At 68.7% G+C, this 21,340-nt stretch carries 22 protein-coding genes; 13 read left to right on the forward strand and 9 right to left on the reverse strand.

The genetic code is table 11. From position 1 onward, the window contains the following. Positions 1–14 precede the first annotated feature (14 nt). From ACWH95_RS03785 to ACWH95_RS03810, 6 genes are all read right to left on the reverse strand, one after another. Positions 15–2,501, reverse strand: coding sequence for a GH116 family glycosyl-hydrolase (locus ACWH95_RS03785; RefSeq protein WP_454120199.1), 2,487 nt, complete (start codon positions 2,499–2,501; stop codon positions 15–17). Continuing rightward, complete coding sequence (locus ACWH95_RS03790; protein WP_454120200.1) at positions 2,498–3,229, reverse strand: hypothetical protein; 732 nt, start codon at positions 3,227–3,229, stop codon at positions 2,498–2,500. The genes ACWH95_RS03785 and ACWH95_RS03790 overlap by 4 nt, the downstream gene beginning before the upstream one ends. Further along, positions 3,226–4,125: a carbohydrate ABC transporter permease gene (locus ACWH95_RS03795; protein WP_454120201.1), complete on the reverse strand. Its 900-nt coding sequence runs from the start codon at positions 4,123–4,125 to the stop codon at positions 3,226–3,228. The genes ACWH95_RS03790 and ACWH95_RS03795 overlap by 4 nt, the downstream gene beginning before the upstream one ends. After that, entirely contained in the window at positions 4,122–5,048 is a 927-nt protein-coding gene (locus ACWH95_RS03800; RefSeq protein ID WP_454120202.1) for a carbohydrate ABC transporter permease, read from the reverse strand. Before ACWH95_RS03800 ends, ACWH95_RS03795 begins: the two co-directional genes overlap by 4 nt. Then, positions 5,041–6,363, reverse strand: coding sequence for an ABC transporter substrate-binding protein (locus tag ACWH95_RS03805; protein ID WP_454120203.1), 1,323 nt, complete (start codon positions 6,361–6,363; stop codon positions 5,041–5,043). Before ACWH95_RS03805 ends, ACWH95_RS03800 begins: the two co-directional genes overlap by 8 nt. A 155-nt stretch (positions 6,364–6,518) precedes the next feature. Further along, a complete protein-coding gene (locus ACWH95_RS03810) occupies positions 6,519–7,670 on the reverse strand; it encodes a DUF4185 domain-containing protein (RefSeq protein ID WP_454120204.1) in 1,152 nt (383 codons plus the stop codon). 337 nt (positions 7,671–8,007) lie between these two features. Between ACWH95_RS03810 and ACWH95_RS03815 the strand changes: the two genes are divergently transcribed. The 9 genes from ACWH95_RS03815 (at position 8,008) to ACWH95_RS03855 (ending at position 13,862) form a co-directional block, all read left to right on the forward strand. Next, positions 8,008–8,526 carry a hypothetical protein gene (locus ACWH95_RS03815; protein WP_454120205.1) on the forward strand — a complete coding sequence of 173 codons (519 nt, stop codon included), beginning with the start codon at positions 8,008–8,010 and terminating at the stop codon, positions 8,524–8,526. Positions 8,527–8,716: 190 nt separating this feature from the next. Beyond that, positions 8,717–8,959 (forward strand): hypothetical protein, encoded by a 243-nt coding sequence (locus ACWH95_RS03820; protein WP_206252394.1) that lies wholly within the window; start codon positions 8,717–8,719, stop codon positions 8,957–8,959. A 365-nt stretch (positions 8,960–9,324) separates the two neighbouring features. Further along, positions 9,325–9,597, forward strand: coding sequence for a hypothetical protein (locus ACWH95_RS03825; RefSeq protein ID WP_136028689.1), 273 nt, complete (start codon positions 9,325–9,327; stop codon positions 9,595–9,597). 11 nt (positions 9,598–9,608) lie between these two features. Continuing rightward, entirely contained in the window at positions 9,609–10,367 is a 759-nt protein-coding gene (locus ACWH95_RS03830) for a hypothetical protein (protein ID WP_136028690.1), read from the forward strand. A 13-nt stretch (positions 10,368–10,380) separates the two neighbouring features. Further along, complete coding sequence (locus tag ACWH95_RS03835) at positions 10,381–10,860, forward strand: hypothetical protein (RefSeq protein ID WP_454120206.1); 480 nt, start codon at positions 10,381–10,383, stop codon at positions 10,858–10,860. Positions 10,861–11,073: 213 nt separating this feature from the next. After that, complete coding sequence (locus tag ACWH95_RS03840) at positions 11,074–11,382, forward strand: hypothetical protein (RefSeq protein ID WP_454120207.1); 309 nt, start codon at positions 11,074–11,076, stop codon at positions 11,380–11,382. Positions 11,383–11,917: 535 nt separating this feature from the next. Further along, positions 11,918–12,427 carry a hypothetical protein gene (locus ACWH95_RS03845; RefSeq protein WP_454120208.1) on the forward strand — a complete coding sequence of 170 codons (510 nt, stop codon included), beginning with the start codon at positions 11,918–11,920 and terminating at the stop codon, positions 12,425–12,427. Continuing rightward, entirely contained in the window at positions 12,424–13,320 is an 897-nt protein-coding gene (locus ACWH95_RS03850; RefSeq protein WP_454120209.1) for a hypothetical protein, read from the forward strand. Before ACWH95_RS03845 ends, ACWH95_RS03850 begins: the two co-directional genes overlap by 4 nt. A gap of 311 nt (positions 13,321–13,631) precedes the next feature. Next, entirely contained in the window at positions 13,632–13,862 is a 231-nt protein-coding gene (locus ACWH95_RS03855) for a hypothetical protein (RefSeq protein ID WP_136028696.1), read from the forward strand. 60 nt (positions 13,863–13,922) lie between these two features. Here ACWH95_RS03855 and ACWH95_RS03860 read toward each other — a convergent pair whose 3' ends face one another. From ACWH95_RS03860 to ACWH95_RS03870, 3 genes are read right to left on the reverse strand one after another with little or no spacing between them, the layout of a single operon-like run. Then, positions 13,923–15,287 carry a sugar ABC transporter substrate-binding protein gene (locus ACWH95_RS03860; protein WP_454120210.1) on the reverse strand — a complete coding sequence of 455 codons (1,365 nt, stop codon included), beginning with the start codon at positions 15,285–15,287 and terminating at the stop codon, positions 13,923–13,925. A 30-nt stretch (positions 15,288–15,317) separates the two neighbouring features. After that, positions 15,318–16,271 carry a carbohydrate ABC transporter permease gene (locus ACWH95_RS03865; protein WP_136028698.1) on the reverse strand — a complete coding sequence of 318 codons (954 nt, stop codon included), beginning with the start codon at positions 16,269–16,271 and terminating at the stop codon, positions 15,318–15,320. Further along, positions 16,271–17,191, reverse strand: coding sequence for a carbohydrate ABC transporter permease (locus tag ACWH95_RS03870; protein WP_136028699.1), 921 nt, complete (start codon positions 17,189–17,191; stop codon positions 16,271–16,273). Before ACWH95_RS03870 ends, ACWH95_RS03865 begins: the two co-directional genes overlap by 1 nt. 295 nt (positions 17,192–17,486) lie before the next feature. Between ACWH95_RS03870 and ACWH95_RS03875 the strand changes: the two genes are divergently transcribed. From ACWH95_RS03875 to ACWH95_RS03890, 4 genes are read left to right on the forward strand one after another with little or no spacing between them, the layout of a single operon-like run. Next, entirely contained in the window at positions 17,487–18,644 is a 1,158-nt protein-coding gene (locus ACWH95_RS03875) for a PP2C family protein-serine/threonine phosphatase (RefSeq protein WP_454120211.1), read from the forward strand. After that, positions 18,641–20,605, forward strand: coding sequence for a glycosyltransferase family 2 protein (locus tag ACWH95_RS03880; RefSeq protein WP_454120212.1), 1,965 nt, complete (start codon positions 18,641–18,643; stop codon positions 20,603–20,605). The genes ACWH95_RS03875 and ACWH95_RS03880 overlap by 4 nt, the downstream gene beginning before the upstream one ends. Further along, positions 20,589–20,921 carry an STAS domain-containing protein gene (locus tag ACWH95_RS03885; RefSeq protein WP_025102664.1) on the forward strand — a complete coding sequence of 111 codons (333 nt, stop codon included), beginning with the start codon at positions 20,589–20,591 and terminating at the stop codon, positions 20,919–20,921. The genes ACWH95_RS03880 and ACWH95_RS03885 overlap by 17 nt, the downstream gene beginning before the upstream one ends. Beyond that, positions 20,911–21,339, forward strand: coding sequence for an ATP-binding protein (locus ACWH95_RS03890; RefSeq protein WP_136028702.1), 429 nt, complete (start codon positions 20,911–20,913; stop codon positions 21,337–21,339). Before ACWH95_RS03885 ends, ACWH95_RS03890 begins: the two co-directional genes overlap by 11 nt. Position 21,340: the final 1 nt, after the last annotated feature.

A 21,340-nucleotide genomic window follows, 5' to 3' on the forward strand; every position in this document is an offset into this window, starting at 1 on the left:
GCCCTTCGATGCGTTCAGTCGGCGCGCACCACGGTGAACGGGCAGTCGCCCTCCACCACGTCGACCTCCACCTGCTCCCCCACGGTGACGGTGCCGTAGCCCGCCGCGCTCACCCACGGCCAGCGGCCCTCGGCGCCGACGTGCAGCTCGGCCGCCGCCTCGTCCACGCGCACGCCGGAGCGCGCCTGCAGCAGCGTCCACCCCGCCATGGCCCTGGCGTAGTGATCGCCGCACTCGATCTCGTTGTAGGGGTTGCGGCGGCGGCCGTCGTGCCGGTCCCACAGTCCTTCGAGCACCGCACGACCCTCCTCCTCCAGCCCCTCGAAGAAGCAGTGCGCCGCGACCTGCCACTCGATGCCCGTCCACACCTCGTCGGCGTAGCGCGTGGGCACCTCGGGTCGTCCGCCCTCGGGCCACGTGCACATCAGCAGCCCGACGTCGTCGGCCGTGTCGGCATAGACGCGGTACGGGTGCGCGAAGTCCGCGAAGCCGTGCCGCAGATTCGAGGCGACCACGTGCCGGAGGGCGCTGCGCACGTGCTCGGGCGGCAGGATCGGCCCGAGCCCGAGCTGATGCGCCCACCACTGCCCGATCACCTGGTCGGACAGCACACCCGTGCGCCACTGGAAGTCCTCCGGGTCGCCCTCGTCGAGCACCTGGACGTAGTGGGTGCCGTCGAACAGCAGCTCGTCGTACCCCGCCGAGCCGGAGCGGAACCTCTCGGCCGCCTCCGCCGCGGCGTCGGTGTCGCCCACCCGCCGCGCGAGCTCCTCGTACGCCCGCAGCGCCGCGAGCCACAGCGTGCCCATGAACGGGTTGACCCCGGCGAGGTCGATGTCGTGCGTGCTGGGCTGGATGCCGCGCAGCACGCCGTCACCGTCCGCGTCCCACTTCTCGCGGATGTGCGTGTACAACCGCACGAGCTGCGGCCAGCGGCGTTCGAGCCACTCCGATCCCGCCCCGCGCTGCACGTCGCGCAGCGACTTGAGGATCGTGGCGAGCATGCCGTCGAGCGCGGGCTCCTCCGGTCCGCCGATGAACTCGTCCGTCATCTGGTGCAGATACGTGGGCACGCGCAAGCGGTGCGGGATCGACCCGTCGGCCGCCTGCATCACGTCGAACTCGGTGTCGCGCATGTTCCGCTCCAGGCTCGGCCACAGCCCGGCGAGCGCGGCCTCGTACTGCCACACGTGCGTGCAGTTGAGCGGGCAGGACCCGCCGAAGACGCCCGACCACATCCAGGTCGAGTCGCCGAGCGAGCCCTCGTAGCCGTAGAACCGGCCGTCGGCGCCGATGAAGCACGTGGGGCTGCGTACGTACGCGGCCTGGGCGGCGAGGTGCTCGACCTCCCGCGCGTCGAGGCTCGACCCCGCGAGGGTGCCGGTCCACCGGAGCGTGCGCTCGACGAGCTCGTCCCACCGGCGCTCGACCGTGGCCTGCACGTCGAGCGCGTCGAGGTAGCGCCGGCCGTACGCGTTGCCGAGGTAGAAGGTGGACGCTCCCCACTCCGGGTGCGGCGCCCCGAACTGCTCGATGTCGACGAACCGGTTGGGCAGGTGCCACGACATCGAGAAGCGGATCGTCCGCGAGGCCCCGGGGGCGAGGGCGAAGGGCACGCCGACCACCCCGAGCCACGACCGTCCCTGCGGGCTGGGGCCCGACCCGCCCTGCGGGGCGTTGAGCTGCGGGTCGCCGATCGTGGGGGCGAGCGCGAGCCGGGAGCGTCCGTCGTTCCCGGCACGGGAGCGGAGGAACGCGTCGAGGTGCTCCAGCCCGCTGCACCGCGTGAGCACGGCCGCTGTCTCGTCGTCGGCGGCGAGCACGAGCTGCCCGGCCAGGCGGTCGCTCTCGTCCAGGCCCGGGTTGTCCATGACCACGCGCGACCAGCCCCTGCCGCGGCGCAGGCGGTTGACGTTGCCGCCCAGCCCCGGAGTGCTGTCGGCGATGGGCGTGATGCCGTCCCACCCGATCGCGTTGAGCAGCGACCCCGCGAGCGTGCCGTGCACCCCGATCGAGCCGGTGTTGGTGAGCGTGAACTCGAACATCCCGGTCGGGATCGAGCTGAACTCGACGTCGCGCGGGGCCATCGGGTTGAGCACGCGCATGCGCACCTCGACCGGATGCCGCGGATCGGTCAGCTCGACCTCGGCCACCGGGTACGTGCCCCGGAACGCGGCGCTGTCGAACGTGCTGAAGCTCTCGGCCGCCGCGGTCATCCACTCGGGCACGAAGCCGTCGGTCGTGAGCGAGGCCTGCGGATCCGGGACCGGGGTGCCCTGCACCATCGAGATGACGTTGAGCGGCGGCTCGACCTGCGTGACCCGCAGCCAGAAGCCGGTGCCGGGGAGAGCGCCCAGGTGGTTCGGCATGCCCTGCAGCTGCCACTGGCGCAGCGACCCGTCGGCGTTCACCGCGAAGCCGCCGGTGCCGATGCCACCCAAGGGCATCGCGAGCGCGGGGGCCTCGGTGTGGGGACGGGACGGGGACAGGCGGTCGGTCATGATTCTCCTCGTGCGGGTCGACGGCCGGGGACGAGCGGCGGCAGCGCCACTCCGGATGCCGCGGCGACCGGCCAGGCCGCGGCGACGGACAGCAGCACGAGCAGGGGTGCCGCGAGCAGCAGCAGCCCGCCGAACCAGGTGAGCCCGAGCCACGCGACCGCGGCCGACGCGGCGAGCGCGGCCAGCGGTCCGAGCGGGCGACGCACCGCCGCGACGGCGCAGACGACCGCGACCGTGCGCAGCCCCACGTCGTCGCGGAGGGCGGCGACGGGCACCGCGACCACGGCGACGAGGGCGACCGCGGCGGACAGCAGCAGCGCCGCGAACGCGAGCACGGCGAACAGGGGCACCGCGGCGGAGGCGGCGATCGCGCTCGTGACCTGCGACCACGCCAGCAGCACCGCGGGCGCACCTGCACCGACCGCGACCGCGAGCACGCGGCGGCGGAGGCGCACGGCCGCGTGGTCGAAGACCCGGTCGTGCAGCGCGCCGAGGGCCCACGCGGCCGGAACCGCGCACGCGGCGACCACGAGCAGCGGCACCAGCGGCGACGCCGGCCCGAGCAGTGCCGCCCCGAACGCCCAGGCCGCGAGCGCCGCGGCTCCGGTCACCCCGAGCGGCGCGAGGGCCCGCCACGCCGCGGCCGGAAGGCGCAGCAGCACCGGGTCGACCGCAGCGGGAGCGGAACCGGCGGCACGCGCGGCCGCCGTCGCGTCCACGGCACTCATCCCTTCAGCCCCGTCGATGCGACGCTCTCCACGATCTGCCGCTGGAACGCCAGGAACACCACGAGCAGCGGCACCACGACCATGGTGATGGCGGCGAACACGATCACCGCGGGTGCGGCGCCGAAGCCGTTCTGCAGCGTGACGAGTCCGAGCGGCAGGGTCATGTTCTCCGGGCTGGACAGGAAGATGAGCGGCCCGAAGTACCCGTTCCACGAGGCCTCGAACCCCAGGATCGCGAGGGCCGCGACCGCGGGGGCCGAGAGCGGGATGAGCATCCGGAACAGGATCCACAGGTGTCCTGCACCGTCGAGCCGCGCGGCCTCGTCGAGCTCGCGCGGGATCGTCTTGAAGTACTGCGACAGGAAGAAGATCTGGAACACGTTGATCAGCGCGGGCAGCCACAGCGACGCGAGGGTGTCGACGAGTCCGAGCTGCCGCATCATGATGAAGATCGGGATGATGACGAGCTGTCCCGGCACCATGAGCGCCGACAGCATCACGACCAGCAGCACGCGGCTGCCGCGGAAGTCGATGCGCGCGAACGCGTAGGCGGCGAGCACCGAGAAGAACAGCGCTCCGACGGTGGAGATGAGCGCCAGCGCGAGCGAGTTGCCGAACTGCTGGAAGAACGGCATGTACTCGAACACGTCGGCGAAGTTCTGCGTGGTGAACGGGATCGGCAGCCAGCGCGGTGGGTCGGCGAACGCGAACTCCGGCTCGGTGAAGCTCTGCACGATCAGCCAGAACAGCGGCGACAGCATCAGGATGCCGAACACCACGAGCACCACGTCGACGATCACGCCGCCGACGGTGGGGCGGTGACGGCGGCGGCGCTGTCGTTCGACGCGGGTGAGCACGTCGGTCCGCGGCTCCACGGTGGGGGGAAGAACGGTCATGATTCGTGCACCCACTTCCGTCGGCCGAGGAACTGCAGCACGGTGACGCCCATGATGATGACGAACACGAGCAGGGCGACCGCGGCCGCGTACCCCATGTCGAAGGCCTGGAAGCCCTTCTCGTAGAGGTACATGATGATCGTCGTGGTGGAGTTCTGCGGTCCGCCCTTGGTGATGATCTGGATCGGGTCGAAGATCTGGAACGCACCGATGAAGGTGATGATCGTGGCGAAGAACATGGTGGGCGACATGAGCGGCAGCGTCACGTTCCAGAAGATCTGCCACGAGGTCGCGCCGTCGGTGCGGGCGGCCTCGACGAGCTCGGTGGGCACGGTCTGGAGCCCGGCGAGCATGATGATGAACGTGAAGCCGACCGTGTGCCACAGGTCGATGAAGATGATCGCGGGCATGGCCCAGGCGGGGTCGGCGAAGAAGTTGGGCAGCTCGATGCCGAACGTCGCCGCGTACTGCGCCACGTAGCCGAACGTCGGGTCGAGCACGTACTTCCACAGCAGGGCGACCGCGGCCCAGGAGATCAGGAACGGGAAGAAGATCGCGACGCGGGCGAAGTAGCCGAGCACGCGGCTCGCGACCCGGTTGACCGCGAGGGCGAGCAGCAGCCCGAACACCAGGTGGGTGACGATCGAGGCGAACGCGAACACGAACGTGTTCAGCAGCACCTGCGGCAGGATCGGGTCGGAGAACAGGCGCACGAAGTTGTCGGCGCCGACGAACTCCGGGGTGGTCAGCATGTCCCACTTCAGGAACGCCAGGGCGATCGCGAACACGAACGGCCCTGCCACGAAGACGAGGAACAGCAGCAGCGCGGGACTGACGAACATCCAGCCCGCGGTCGCGGTGCGACGCCGCAGGAGCTCTGCTCCCGGGCGCCGCACCGTGGGGGCGGCGGCGACGCTACTCACCGACCAGCTGCTCCAGCTCCGCCTGCGCCGCGTCGAGGGTCTTCTGCGCCTCGCCCTGACCGGCGATGATCGTGCCCCACGCCTCCTCGATGACCTTCTGCGCCTCGGCGCCCTGGTCGATCGAGGGGATCGGGGTGGCGAAGTCCATCGCCTCGCTCAGCCGGATGGTGCCCTCGGGGGCGTTGTCGGTGAAGGCGGGCGAGTTCGCGACCGACTCCCGGGCCGGCACGATGGTGCCGCCGATCTCGGCGAAGTAGCTGCCGGCCTCCTCCGACATGAGGAACTTGATGAAGGTCCACGCGGCCTGCTTGTTGTCGCTGTTCTTGGCGATGTTCCAGGCGTCCCAGCCGACCGGCGAGCCGTTGCCGGTCTTGGTGGGCCAGTTCACGACCACGGTCTTGTCGACCATGTCGAGCTCACGCACACCGAGCACGGGCCAACGTCCGCCGCTGAGGATCGCGAGCTTGCCCTGCTTGAACGCGGTGTTGCCGTCGAACTGGCCGCCGGGCTTCGGGGCCAGGCCCATCTCGACGAGGCTGCGGGCGAACTCGGCCGACTTGACCGCCTCCGGGGAGTTGTAGGTGGGCTCGCTCCAGTCGGCGTTGAACGTGCTGCCGCCGTTGGTGGTGAGCCACGGCATCACGTCGACGAAGTAGCCGGAGCCCGCGCCGACGAGGTAGGCGCCGGTCTTCTCCTTGATCTGCTTCCCGGCCGCGACGAACTCGTCCCACGTCCAGTTGCCGTCTTCGGGGATGGCGACTCCGGCCTTCTCGAACACGTCCTTGTTGAGGTACATGGCCATGGTGTTGAACCCGCCGGGGATGAACACGGTCTCGCCGTCGGGGCCCGCCGCGAACTCCTCGTTGAACTTCTGCAGGTTGGGGCTGATGTCGTCCCAGTAGTCGTCGACGACCTCTTGGTCCTGCTCGATGTAGGGCGCGAGGTCGGCGAGGATGCCCTTCGAGGCGAACAGCCGCTGCCCCTCGGTGGCGACCTGGATGATGTCGATCTTCTGCCCGCCGGCGAGACGCGTCGCGACCGTGGTGGAGAACGTGGCCCAGTTCCCGCTGGGGATTCCGACGGCCTTGAGCTTGATGTCGGGGTACTGCTTGTTGAACTCGGCGAACAGCGCGTTGAACGCCTTCTGCTGGTCGGCGTCTCCCATGTAGACGAAGTTGAGCTCGCCGCTGTCGGGCTCCCCCTCGGCTCCGGCGCCTCCGCCCCCGCCGCCGCCCCCGGAGCATCCGCTGAGGGCGATGCCCGCCACCACCACGGATGCTGCGACCTTCCACATGCGACTGCGTGTCTTGCGCATTGGTCCTCCTCAGGACGTCACTCGTCTTCGAGTCATGCTGTGTCCCGGCTGCCGCCGGGTGGGGGTGCCGACCAGCTCGCGTCGATCCACTCTGATCGGGTATGCGCCAGGTTAGGCGAAATCGATTTCATGCGCAATAGTCGGCGGCGGGCTGCTCATCCGTCGGCGTGGTCGAGGTCAGCGGCGAACCAGAACACGTTGTACGGATCCCAGAGCGAGAGCGTGAAGTAGATGCGCCGACCGTCGTCCGAGACGTACCGGGGGTCGAGGTAGGGGCCGTAGAGCCCCGGGTAGTCGTCGCCGGGCACGAGCTCGATCGGCTCGCCCCAGGGGCCCCACGGGGTGATGCCCTCGCGGATGTAGGCGTTGCCGGCGTCGGAGTAGGTCATGATCCAGCGCTCCAGGTACGTCGACCACATCACCGACAGCTCGCCGATCGTGCCCTCGACCACGACCTGCGCGTCGTCCAGGTCTTCCGACCACACCGGTTCGTCGCCGTCGAGGCCCGCGAAGTACGAGTAGGAGCCCTGGTCCTCCACAGCCTCCTCGGTGGCCGGCACCCGCATCAGCCGCACCTCCCCGAACCGCCCGGAGGGGATCGCCCACAGGTAGATCCAGTCCTCGCCGTCGGCGGTGACAGGGGCCGTCGCGAACTGCACGAAGCCGGAGTCCCCTGGCCACTCGATGCCCTCGACGGGAGCCCAGGTCTGCCCGTCATCCCGCGAGACGACGAGGGCGGAGCGGTTCGCATCCCACGCGCCGGGGTCACCCCAGTAGCTCACCGACATGTAGGAGACGTAGATCGTGTCGCCGATCGCGAAGCCCGCGGTGGGGATCTTGGTGACCTCGCCGGAGCCGTCGTTGGGGTCGTGGTCGCCCTCGATCAGCGGGGCCGCGAGCCCGATCCCGTCGGCCACCCAGCCGTCGAAGAAGATGCCGTCGGTCGGGTCGTCGTCGGTCGTCCAGGCGGCCACGTTGGAGCGCCACTGCCCGCCCTGACCGCCGGTCGTGCCCGGTGCGCGCTCGCCGAACGTGTCACCGAAGAAGAACCAGGTGCGGTCGCCCACGGTGGTCATCGAGCCGAGATCGGTGCCGGCCACGCCGACCGCCTCGGTGTCGTTGATGCCCGCCGGTCCCGTCAGCTGCGCGACCTCAGTGAGCCCGGAGATCCCGGTCAGCACGAACGGCTTGTCGGGGTCGGAATCGAGTTCCACGGGCGCCCCTCCCCCGGCGCATGCGGTGACCGTGACGGCCAGGGCGGCAGCGGCGAGCAGGGTGGTCGAGCGACGGGCACGGGTGGCAGACATGCGGCTCCTCGGCGAGCGACAGGGGTGTGGAGGCCGACGATACCGAAATCGATTTCAGTGCACCAGGGCTTTTGTTCGGGGGGCGGAGCGCATCGTGCACGGTCAGCGGCGTCGCGGCTCCACCAGCCGCCGCGGGGGCATGACATAATCTCCCCGTCCAGGTTCGCCGATCCTGGATCCGCGCTTGACCTCAGTCCGAACCTGGCCGCCGACGACGACGTGGCGGCGTCCTCACCCGAAGGGCTACGCATTCGATGACCAGACACGGGCAGGCGGTCGCGCCCTTCTCCGAGCATCTGACACCGCACTCACACTCCGTCGCACCGATCGCTTCCCCGTGATCACGCTCAGTGAGCTGCTTTTCGCCGACGCTCCAGAAGACACGAAGGACGAAGACCCCTTCATTTCCGAAGAGGATGCGTTTCTCGAAGCCCAGGTGAATGCCGTGCACTTCGACGCCATCACCGCCACTCTGGGCATCCTGTGCGATCTGCGGACCGCTCTACAGCTCGACGAAACGAACACGGGGCTTCTCGTTCTGAGAGGCGTGGGTCTGCTGGAGTGGTCCGGTGTCACCGACCGTCACAGGACGTCGTGGAAAGTGGTGGGCTCTTCGGCCCGGTCACTCGACGCGGGACTGGAACTTCATCTCGCATTGACTCCGGGCGCAGATCTCCGGGTCCGTGGGAGGAGCGCTGTCTTCCATTCGCTCGACGTGGTGGCGCTCGGAGAGATTCCCGACTTCGGCTCGCATACGGATCAGGAGATGCGCAGCATGTCCCCACGGTGGGACTCCGCCGCCCGCGTCGTCCGTACGACGCCGCTGGCGCTGGGACCCGGCAGGGCTCCCCGTTGAGTGAAAGGTACGCAATGCCGGAAGGGGAACTGAAGCTCTACCTGAGCTCGAGCGAAGCACTGGTTCTTTACGATTGGTTGGCGTCGACCCATGAGAGAGGCCTACCCGGCCTCGATGATGCCAGCGCTACCGTGCTGTGGGATCTTGAATCTCAATTGGAGCCACTCCTGGTCGATAGCAAGGGGGCCTGATGTCTGCGGATAACTACTTCTCGCTCGGATTGGGGGTCGTCCTCCTTGTTTTCGGCCCGCTCGTGGTGCGCCACCGTCAAAGGCTCTTCGATATCACCGCGGACGCCAATCGCGCCCTCGGTGGCGCCCCGGGCCGCGAGGTCGCCAAACGTGGCAGCGCCGCGTGGGTGGGCGCGTGCGGCATCGCGATGATCGCATTCGGGGTCATCGCACTCCTCGCGGGCGTGTTCGTGCGGGTGTGAGGGAATGCACACGTTCGCGGTGGCGTGTATCGCCAGTGGCATCGCCATCCTCCTGGCGGGATCCACCATGCTCCTGGCACGAAAGCGCCTGCTGAGGTTCGTACGCGCACGCTACGCCGTTGTTCTGAGCGAGGACCAGCTCTCCCCGCGGGAGGTCTCCCGGAGAATGCCCCGAATGCGCGCCATCATCGTCATCGCGACCGGGTTCCTGCTCTTCGGTGGCGCCCTGTTGACCCTGGGGTTGTTTCGAGTGCTGGCATGACCACAGAGGACCGAGGAGAAGAAGTGGGGATCGATGCTCCCCGCATGAGCGGATTCATGCCACAGTGTCGGAGGAGACTCCACCATCGACAGGAGCGGTGAGAATGCCCGACATCAGTGTCGATACCGTCGTTCCGAATCTGCTGGTCGGAGTGCTGGTGATCGTGTTGGGCATTGTGGTGATTCGTCACCGCGCCCGTCTCAACGGGTTCATGTTCTCCGCGCAGAAGTCGATGCTCGGCGAGCGGTATGCGCGGGCGTCGGCGGGTCGGCAGACGCCGTGGATGATGGGCACGGTCGGGGTCGGCATCATCTGTATCGGACTGGCGATGACGGCAGCCGGGGTCGCCGGCGCGATCCAGAACATCGTCCTGTGACACGTCGACGGATGCACGGAGTACAGGCGTTCGGCGAGCGCGGCTTCCTGTCTTTCCTTCGCGACAACGCGCGCCCTTCCGGTGACGTCGATCGTGAGCTTCTCCGGGCACTGATTCCGGACGTCAGTATCGATCACCTTCCCGAACGGATCGACCCCAACGCGGATGGTCTCTTTCACCTGGCAGCGATCGTCTGGGATGTCGATGAACGTCTGGCGCTGTCGATGTTCCGTGAGGCCGCGAGCGCCGGGTCGTGGGATGCCCTCGCTGCTCTCGGCGAGGGCGAGAACTGGCTGGGTGATCACGACCAGGCGGTGGTGCACCTTCGAGCCGCACTCGATCTTCGCCCGGACGGTCACGCACGGCTGGAGGGCCTACTCGGGGAGAGCCTGGTCCTCACTACGGAACCCGGCGATCCACGAGAGATCGAGCGCCTCCTCGCGGCGGGCCTCCAGGAGTCTCCGGAGTTCGCGCTTCCGTTGGCGCGGCTCCTGCTGAGTGAGGGGCTGGTCGAGGAGGGGCGGGCATGGACGGAATGGGCCGGCGAGACCGAGGTATACGGAGCGGCGCTCCTCCTCGGCAACCTCCTGAGCGAAACGCCGGACAGCACCGACGCGGCCGAAGCGGCGTACTGGCGCGGGATCGCCACCGGTGACGCGCACAGCGGCCCACAATCTCGCGGTGCTGTTGCAGCAGCGGGGCAACGAGGAACGCTCCAGAGAACTCCATCGACTCGCCCGTTCGATGGGCGACCGTCGCCCTTGGACTGACGGGCGGGCCGTCATGATGATCGCGTCGTTCTCGTCCGCGCCCGCGGAGGCGGCTGATGCACAGAGCGCATCGACCGGAGCACGGATCGGGGCACTTCTGTGGGGAGCAACGGCGACCGGACTGTTCGTGCTGCTGGGGCACGAGAGCAGCATGTGGTGGATCGGGCTTCCCGTCTACGCATTCGTCGCCGCCGCGCTCGTGCGTTCCGCCTGGCTCGGCGTCTGGGTCTCGCCTGGAGCGGTGAAGGTGGTCTCCTGGTTCCGTACCCAGCGCTTCAGGGCCGGCGAGGTGTCGGCTGTGGAGCTGGTCCCCTACTTCGGCATGGGCGGTGCCTCCGTCGGATGGCTGCCTGTCGTCGGGTCCGTCCGGATGATCGAGGTCGAGTTGACGAGCGGTCGGCGCGTGTGGCTGCCCTCGACCATCGGCAGGCGGAACGGCGTCCTCCGGCTCGCGAGGACGATGCGCGCGGCGCTGGGCCTGAGTATCCATTGACCTCAGCGGTGTGCCGGCGACGAACACCCCGGCGCGGGAAGGAATGCGTGCTTCTCCCTCCCGGAAGCCCGCAGGCCGTTGCCACTGGTTGACCGACCTCACGGTCGGGAATGATGGGGTCGTGGAGACAATCACCCTCGACGACGTCGACGAGCCCGTCCTCACCTTCATACGGCGCGCGTCAACGCCGGCGTCTTCGAGGTGGCGGGCTGCGTGGATCTTCAGGGCGGACGGCTTCTCTACGAAGCGAGGAAGACTGGCGGCCGCAAATTCCCCTCGTTTCGGAGGGCGAGCTGGGAGCGATTTCCCTTCACCGTGACGATCACCGGCGCCAGCCACTTCCACGTCCACGATCCGGAGGGACTCGGCACGATCGTGCTGGACCGCGTGACGCAGCGTCCGGGCTCCGTCATCCTGCGCGGTGTGATTCCGGGCGAGATTCACATCGCGAGGACAGAATCCTCGGCGCCGGTGCTCACCATCGATCGAACGATCAGGCCGGACGAATGTCGACGCTCCTGACGGTCGCCTTCCTGACAATGGGTGCGCTTCTGGTGGCCTCCGCTACCGTCGTCGCAGTTCATCGCGAACGCGTGGGGCGGAATGTGAAAGCCGCGGGGATGGCGGGGCGGCTCGCGCTGCCTGCATCCACGGTCGGTCTGGGCGTGAGCCTGATCCAGTTCCTCGTGGCGATCGGCTGCCTTCCTTCTCGCCGTCTCTCTGCCTCGACGGCTGGGCGATGGCCGAGGAGAGGCATCACTCGTGCGTCTCGGGGAGATAGGGCCGCCGTGGGGTGAGGTATTGACCGTCGGCGTGGTCGCCGTCGGTCTCGCCACCTGCATCACTGGTGCACTCCTGTTGAGCCGATACTGGTCGCACCGTGCGACGTGGCACACCGATCGCGGCCTGTCAGGGCTGCCACGTCGCGACCGCCGCCTGCTCTACGGCGGGAGTGGCCTTCTCCTGATCGGAACGGTGGCCTTCGTGGGCGGCGTGCTCTTTCTCTTCTCGACCATCGCATGACGGACTGCCTCGCCGTCGTGAAAGGAAGGGAACCATGCTGACCCTCGACTACCGGATACACCGGGACGCGAGCGCAGACGACGTGGCGTGGGATCGGATCGTCGACGTGTCGCTGGGCTACTGGCGTTTCCTCGGTGACATCGTGCTCACGACGGACGACGCAGACCACAGCATGCGGTGGGGCTGGTTGCCGATACTCGGCTTCGCGCTCCAGATGACGAACGCGGCCCACGTGATCCAGCGCGGTGAACCGCACACGCTGGAGATCCTCGGATCGGAGCGGTGCCTCCACTTCGCCCCGCGAGGCACTCGGATCGAGATCGTCGCCGACGACAGCGAACGGCCGGCCTTCGTCTCGGCACAGGAACTGGTCGAGGCATCGGATCAGATGTTCTCTCGACTACGCGCGGAAGTGGAGGGACGGCACCCGGGCCTCCTCACCAACCGCCGCTACCGCGACCTGCTCTCGTTCGACCCGGAGTATCCGACGCGAGCGACAGAGGCGAACCACCGCGCCGCCGGCGGACAGGACTCCTCGTCGTGATGCCGCTCGATCCTGTCGCGCGAGTGCGGCCGGGCTGGCTCGGTGAGCGAGAGTCGTACGAGGCGCCCACGGGCCGGGCGGGGCGGGCAGGTCGACTCGCGGTCGCCAGCGTGTTCACGCTGGCTCTCCCCGCTCTCGCTCTGGTCGGGCCGATGCTGCTGCACGCACCCCTTCCCGTGACCGTGCTGCTGCTCGGGAGCATGGTGCTGACCGTGTGGCTGTGGGTGCGACTGCCTTTCACCGGGGTGATTCCGACGGAGCGGTCCGTCGTTGTTCGGTCCTGGTTCTCACGACGAGAGTACGACCGGGCGAGCATTCTTCGGTTTCGTCACGTCGAGTACAGCGGACTGTTCTTCTACCTGGCGTGGCCGAGCGACACCGGGTGGTTGGCGAGCGGCATGGTCGAACTAGAGCTTCGTAACGGAACCCGAATACCCTTGCGCGCGACCGTCTGCGGGATCGCTGATGCCCGGCGAATTGCGGAGGCCCTCAATCGATGGGTGGGCGCGGGTGTCGGCGACGGCCGCGGCCCCCGCCGCCGCCGGGATTATGGCGCGCGTGGAGAGTCACCCTCGACGAGGTCTCAGTCCTGGCCCTGGGCAGGGACGGTGACGTCGACCGGTGGAGCGAGAACGCGGCAGATGGATGGTGACACGGTGGCGGAAAAGCACTCCATCGGCTCGTGGGTGATCGCGTTCTTCCGAGAGGGAGTCCAGACCGGGCTCTTCTTCTGGTACATCGTCGGGTCCCTTCTCGCCGTGTTCGTCGTTCCGGGGGATCGTGCCTCCGCGTTGATCGCTGTCTTCGTCGTCGGGCTGCTGATGGCTATCGTCATAGTCAGCCGTCTCCGTCGACGGTTGAGAACGAAGAACGAAGATGCGGGAGATCAGTGAGAATCCATGCGCACGCTCGGGTGGTTCCTCTTCCTCACGATTCGCGGGGTTCTGCTGTGGATCCTCGTCCCCTTCGCAGCCCTCTCGTGGCTGTGCGTCCACTCGTGGCTTCAGAGAGCCACACTTCGGCAATCGATCTGCTGGTACGAGACGAACGTCAATCTCGTCATCGCTCGAGGACTCCTTCGCCCCTTCCTTGGTTCCGACGTCCGCAGCGGGAGATTCGCTCCCCTTTCGCAGATGGCCACGCTTCCTCCGCACAAGTTCCATTTGCTACTCACGGCGATCTAGGTGAAAGGACTCACCGTCGAATGATCCTCGGCGTCGTCATCGGGCTCGTGATCGTAACGGTCGGAGTCGCACTTCTTCTCGCGAGGCACGCGTTCCTGCGGTTCGCCCTGCGGTGGTTCCGACGGTTCTACGGTCAGCCCGTGGCCGACACGTTCGAGCATCGCGGAGAGAAGGGGATCATCGTCGGCGGCGCCGGATTCATCGTGTTCGGGATCGTGCAGATCGTCGTCACCGTTGTCGGGCACTCCTAGCGATCACCATCACAACCGTGGGTGGGGGCGAAGCCGCCCCCACCCACGCCCCTCCGGGGTTCAGCCCGCCGTGGCGTTCTCGTAGGCGCGCATCGCGGCGTCCTGCGCATCCTTCAACGCGTCCTCGGGAGACTTGTCGCCGAGCAGCGCCGCGGTGATGGCGTTGTTCAGCTCGTTCTGGATCTCCTGCCCCGCGGGCGACGAGCCGAACGACTTCCCGTAGTCGACCACGTCGTAGAACGTGGAGATCACCTGGTCGAAGCCCGCGTTGCCGCTCTCGGTCACGAACTTCTCGCGGATGGCCTGGTCGGCCGAGGGCGAGCCGGTGAACAGCCCGGTGTTGATGCCGCCCTCCTCCTCGATGGTCTTCGCCCGCGCGTCGCCCGCCGCCATCCACGCGTCGTCCGAGGTGAGGTTCACCATCCACGCGCACGCTGTCGCGGGGTTCTTCGCCCCGACGGGGATCACGAACGCCGTGCCGGACGCGACCGAGAACGGCTCCCCGTCGCTGTTGAGGAACGGCACCGCCTCCAACTGGATCTGGTCGGCGTAGGGGCTGAGCACGTTGGGGTACCACTGGGCGTTCACCTGCGAGCCGACCTGCTGCGCCACGAACTGGTTCTGGTCGCCGAATGCGTCGAACGAGTCGGTGAAGCTCTTCACCGCCGCGAAGCCGCCCTGCGCGTCGGTGATCTGCTTGAGCATCTCGATGCCCGCGACGTTGCTCGGGTCGTCCAGGGTGGGGGCGCCGTCGGCGTCGTTGAGCTGACCGCCCATGCCGAGGATCCACAGCCCCGCCTGTCCGGTGGCGACCGGGTCGAAGCCGAGCCGCGACGGCACGCCGCCCGACTCCTGGTACATCTTCGCGATCGCGCCGAGCAGCACGTCGGGCTGCGAGGTGTCGATCTCCTCCGCGGTCACCCCGGCCTCGTCGAGCACGGCCTTGTTCAGCAGGATCGCCGGCGGCTGGTAGAACTGCGGCACCGCCCACACCGCATCCTCGTAGGTCACGTCGTCGACCACGAACGGGTACCAGTGGTCGCGCGGCGTCACGTCCTGCGCGGCGAAGCACTCGTCGAGCGGCATGATGAGGTCTTGCGCGGCGTAGGTCGTGACGTAGCGGCGGTCCATCTGCACCACGTCGGGCACGTCACCGCTCGCGATGCGGGTGGTGAACTTCTGCGCGTCGAAGGCCGTCGCGTCGAGGTCGACCTTCACGTCGCTCAACTGCTCTGCCGCATAGTCCATGCGCGAGGTGCCGACGTCGTCGGCGTTCTCGAACCCCCACGCCTTCAGCGTGCCGCTCGGCTCCGCACCGAAGTCGGCGTCGGCGGCCTGGTCTCCCCCTCCTCCCCCGCCGCAGCCGGCGAGGACGAGGACGGATGCGGCGGTGACCGCGGTGATTCCCCACATGCGTGTGCGCATGACTGCTCCTTTTCGATCGGTGGTGCGTTGTCAGCCCTTGCGCCCCTGGGTGGCGACGCCCTCGATGAAGGAGCGCTGCCCGAAGGCGAAGAGGATGAGCATCGGCAGCGTCACCAGCAGCGACGCGACCATGACGTACTGGTAGTCGCCGTGGCCTCCCGCCGTGGGGCTGTACTTGGTCATGGCGTAGGCGATGCCGAGCGGGGCGGTGAACTGGTCGACCGACCCGGCGTTGAGGTAGATGAGCGCGGCCTGCAGGTTGTTCCAGCTGGCCTGGAACTCGAACAGGAACACGATCACGAACGACGGGATCGACAGCGGCATCGCGATCCGCCAGAACAGGCCCCACGCACTCGCCCCGTCGAGCCGCGCCGCCTCGAACAGCTCCCGCGGCAGCCCGAGGAAGAACTGCCGTTGCAGGAAGATGTAGAACGCCGACCCGAACAGGTTCATGCCCCACAGCGGCACCCACGTGCCCAGCAGCCCGGTCTCCTTCCAGATCAGGTAGATCGGGATCATGGTCACCGCGCCGGGCAACATCATGGTCGCGAGCACAAGGCCGAACAGCAGGCCGCGGCCGGGGAAGCGGAAGTACGCGAAGCCGAACGCCACGATCGAGCTGGAGATCGCCACGGTCCCCGCGGCCAGCAGGGCGATGGCGATGCTGTTGCCCATCCAGCTCAGCAGCGGCAGCTGGTTCCACACCTCGACGTAGTTCTCCGGCACGAACGTCTTCGGGATGAGGGCGTTGTCGAACACCTCGCCGCGCGGCTTGAGGCTCGCCGCGATCAGCCACACGAACGGGTAGAGGAACAGCAACCCGAACAGCACGAGGATCACGTTCAGCACGATGCGGCCGGCGAGGCTCTTCGGCTGGTGGAGCCGTCGGCGCCAGCGCCCGCGCGTGGGGACCGTGGTGGTGAACGTGCCGGGGCTCTTCTCCCGCTCGACCTCGACGGGTTCCGGGCGCAGTGTCTGCGACATCAGCGGTCTCCCTCGTAGTAGACGAAGCGGTTGCCGACCTTCACCTGGATCAGGGTGATCAGCATGATGATCACGAACAGCAGCCACGCCATCGCCGCCGCGAATCCGAAGTTGAACTGCCGGAACGCCTGCTGGAACAGGTAGATCGCGTAGAACAGCGACGCCTCCGGCGAGGAGTTGCTCTGGTCGCGCCAGAACAGCAGGTACGCCTGGTCGAAGATCTGGAACGCGGCGATCGACAGCACGATCACGTTGAAGAACATCGCCCCGGAGATCATCGGCAGGGTGATCGAGAAGAACTTGCGGACGGGCCCCGCGCCGTCGAGCGACGCCACCTCGTACAGCTCGACCGGCACGTTCTTCAGCGCCGCGAGGAAGATCACCATCGTCCCCGCGACCGTCCACAGCGTCATCATCACGATGCTCGGCTTCACCCACGCCGGGTCGACCAGCCACTGCGGCCCCTCGATGCCGAACAGCCGGAGGAACTGGTTCACCGCGCCGGAGTTGCCGTTGAGCAGCAGGAAGAACACCGCCGCCGTCGCGACCGCCGGGGTCATCTTCGGCAGGTAGTACAGCACCCGGAAGAACCCGGCGCCCCGGCCGACCCGGTTGAGCAGCATCGCCAGCACCAGCGCGAACACGATCTCCAGCGGCACGGCCATCACCACGTAGAAGAGGGTGTTCGCGAGCGAGACCCCCACCCGCGGGTCGTCGAACAGGTTGGCGTAGTTGTCGATGCCGATCGGGCGGGCGGTGTTCGTGGCCAGGTTGTAGCTGCTGAACGAGATGTAGAGGCTGTAGATCATCGCGCCGGCCGTGAACACCAGGAACCCGATGATCCAGGGCGAGATGAACAGGTACCCCGCGAGGGCCTCGCGGCGGTTGTAGCGATCGCGCGTGCGTGGCGTCCGTGCCATCCACCCGCTCCTTCCCTGCGATGATCCGGCGTGCGAGGGCACGCCGGAGAGACCGTGGTGCCCGGGCTGCCGGGCACGCGCGATGCCGGATCGGGGCCGCCCGTGCTGCGCGACGGGGGGAGGCGCAGTCGGCGGTCCGAGCCTTGAATCGGACAGTAGGACCGGAGAAGCGTTTCGCCACGGGGCTTGCGCAGAACCGTTTCCTGTGGTTCACCTGGACGCGCCTTCGACGGCCGCACCACGCCGCCGATATTCCGCCTAGGATGACCGGAAGTGACCGTAGGAGGGGCGGGCGATGTTCGACGAGCGACGGCGCCAGGCAGCGCTCGAGGAACTGGGGATCCTTGACACACCACCGGACGAGCGAGTGGACCGGGTGGCGCGACTGGCGAAAGAAATGTTCGGGGTACCGATGGTCAGCGTCTCGCTGATCGACCGGGACAGGCAATGGCGCAAGGCGCAGATCGGCCTCGGGGGGAACGAGGCCCCGCGCGAGGACTCGTTCTGCGACTACACCGTGTCGCAGGACCGGACGGTGGTGGTGGAAGACGCGAGCGCCACCGACCTCTTCGCCGACAACCCGTTCGTGACGGGCGACCCGCACCTGCGGTTCTACGCCGGGCACCCGCTGCACGCCCCGGGCGGAGAGCCCATCGGCACCCTGTGCGTGCTCGACACCGAGCCACACGTGCTCACCGACTCGCAGCAGGATCTGCTCCGCGACCTCGCGTTCTGGGTGCAGACCGAGCTCGCGCAGGACGCCGACATCGACCACGCCGGGGTCGTGCAGCAGGCGTTGCGGCCCCGCGTACTGCCCGAGGTCGAGGGCTACACGATCGCGGCCGGCGCGGCCCCGCGGGGCATGCTCGCCGGCGACTACTTCGACTTCTCGCGGCACGGCGACGCCCTGCGCGTGACCCTGGCCGATGCGATGGGCAAGGGCACCGGGCCCGCGCTCGTGGCGGCCACGGTGCGCGCGTCGCTGCGCACGGCCCCGGAGCGTCCGCTCACCACGGCCGTCGCCGACGTCGACCGGCTCCTGGAGGACGACCTCGCCGACACGTCGATGTTCGTCACCGCGGTGGTCGCCGAGCTGCAGCCCTCGACCGGGGAGCTGCAGGTGATCGATGCGGGGCACAGTCTCGCGTTCGTGATCCGCGCCGACCGCTCCTGGACCCCGCTGCGCTCCACCAACCTGCCGCTGGGCATGGGCATGGGCGTCGCCGACCCGCGGGAGCCGATCACGACGACGCTGGAGGCGGGCGACACCTTCATCTGCTGCAGCGACGGCCTGCTCGACGTGCTCGACGAGGACGACCCCTTCGCACACGTCGACCGCGTGCTCGCCGCACTCGGCCCCGACGGCGCGGTGCAGGAGGCGCTGCGGCTGGCGAACTCGGACGAGCGCGCCACCGACGACATCACCGTCGTGGTGGTGCGGAGGGACTCGTGACCGCCCGGTTCGCGACCATCCGCATCCTCGCGCTGCTGTCGGTGCTGCTCGGCGTCAACTACGTCGCCTGGCGCTGGCTGGAGTCGGTGAACTGGTCGGCGTGGTGGATCGCCGTGCCGCTCGTGATCGCCGAGACCTACAGCCTCATCGACACGTTCCTGTTCTGCCTGACGATGTGGCGCGCCAAGGAGCGCCCGGCCCCGGTGTCGCCGCCGCAGGGCACGGTCGACGTGTTCATCACCACGTACGACGAGCCGATCGAGCTCGTCATGACCACCGCGCGGGCGGCGAAGCGCATCGCCTACCCGCACACGACGTGGATCCTCGACGACGGGGCGCGCCCCGAACTGGAGGCCGAGGCCCGCGCCGCCGGTGTCGCCTACCTCACCCGCTCGGAGGACTGGACGGGAAAGCCCCGGCACGCCAAGGCCGGCAACCTCAACAGCGCCCTGTTCCAGACCGACGGCGAGTTCCTGCTCATCCTCGACGCCGACCAGGTGCCCGACCCGCTGATCCTGCACCGCACGCTCGGCTACTTCGCCGACGACCCCGAGGTCGCGCTCGTGCAGACGCCGCAGTGGTTCGTGAACGTCGACGAGGCCGACCCGCTCGGCAGTCAGGCACCGCTGTTCTACGGCCCCATCCAGCAGGGCAAGGACGGCTGGAACGCCGCGTTCTTCTGCGGCTCCAACGCCGTGCTGCGGCGTGAGGCGCTCATGCAGCTCGGCATCGTCGGCTACGTGCGCGAGGTGACGGAGTCGGCCGCGAAGGCGCTCAAGACCTCCGAGACCCTGATCGCGAAGGAGGCGGAGGCCGCGACCGACCCCGCCCTGGCGACCGAGCTCGGGGCGCTGCGCATCGCGATCTCGCGCGGCCGGAAAGACCTCGCCGCCGGGGAATCGGTCGCCGAGGTGGCGGCACGCGTCGGCGACGCCGTCGACAACGCCTCCCGCATCCTGGTCGCGCACGACCTGGACGGCATCCGCGCCGACCTGGCCGAGATCGGCGCGCTGCCGATGCAGCACGACGCCGAGCTCGGACTCGTCGTGGTCGACGAGGCCGGGCTCGACGCCCTGGCGGCGTCGGACCTGTCGCCCATCACCGCGGTGGAGGCCGTGCGCGGACTGCTTAACACGCTGCGGCTCGACCGCGGCGACGAGGCGCAGCCGATCCTCCCGCTCGCCACGATCTCGGTCACGGAAGACATGGCGACCGCGATGCAGCTGCACGCCCTCGGCTGGCGCAGCGTCTACCACCACGAGATCCTGGCCCACGGGCTCGCCCCGGAAGACCTGCGCACCATGCTCACGCAGCGCCTGCGGTGGGCACAGGGCACGTTGCAGGTGATGCTGCGCGACAACCCGCTCGCCAAGCGCGGCCTCTCGGTCGGGCAGCGGCTGATGTACTTCGCCACGATGTGGAGCTACCTGTCGGGCTTCGCGGCGATCGTCTACCTCGCCGCGCCCGTGATCTACCTGGTGTTCGGGGTGCTCCCGGTGACCGCGTGGTCGGTGGACTTCTTCGCGCGGTTCCTGCCGTACTTCCTCATCAACCAGGCGCTGTTCCTCGTGGTCGCGAAGGGCGTGAAGACCTGGCGCGGCCAGCAGTATTCGCTCGCCCTGTTCCCGGTGTGGATCCGTGCCTGCTGGACGGCCTTCGCGAACGTCGTGCTCGGCCGGCCGCTGTCGTTCGCCGTCACCCGCAAGGACGGCCGCGACCCGCGCGGCGTGCCGTGGGGCGAGATCTGGCCGCAGCTCACCGCCATGATCGTGCTCGCCGTCGCGCTCGTGATCGGGGTGGTGCGGGTGTTCCTCGGCACGGCCGACGGCACGGGCACCCTCGTCAACACCGCCTGGGTGCTGTACGACCTCGTCGTGCTCAGCGTGATCATCCAGGCCGCCCGGTACCGCGGTCCCGCCGCGGCCATCCTCGAGAAGGAGTCGAATGAACGTCAGCACTGACACCAGGGACGGCTACGCCGTCGTCGCCATCACGGGGCGCCTCACCGCGTCCGGCGCACCCCTGCTGCGCAACGCCGTGAGCGACCTCGTCGCCGCGGGGCAGCCGCGCATCGCGATCGACCTCAGCGGCACCGAGTTCGTCGACTCCTCGGGCCTCGGCGCCCTCGTCGGCGGGCTCAAGAGCGCCCGCGTGGCCGGGGGCGACCTGCGGATCGCGGCCGTGCCGGAGGCCGTGCGCACGGTGCTCCACCTGACCAACCTGGATCGCGTGCTGCGCGACTACCCGACGCCGGAATCGGCGTTCGATGGCCGCTGAGGTCCGGGCGTTCCACGTCGACGGGCCCGCCGGGCTCGCCCTGGTCGACAGCGCGCTCGACGCGCTCGACCGGCTCTGGGCCGACGGTCCGGAGATCCCCGCCGAGGACCAGGTGCTGTTCGCGCTGGCCGTCAGCGAAGTGACCACCAACATCGCGCAGCACAACGAGCGCACCGACGTGGTGTTCAGCGTCGACGTGCGTGTCTCGGCGGACGAGCTGCGCGCCTACATCCGCGACACCGCGCCGCCCGCCCCGATCGACTGGGACACCGTGTCCATGCCGGGCGAGGACAGCGAGAGCGGGCGCGGCCTGGCACTGTCGCAGGCCGCGCTCGACGAGTTCCGGCACGTGCCGGGCGACGCCGGAAACACGTGGGTGCTGGTGCGGCGGGTCGGCGTCGACCGGGGCGAGGGCTGAG

The sequence above is a fragment of the Microbacterium sp. NPDC055502 genome, from assembly GCF_053643635.1.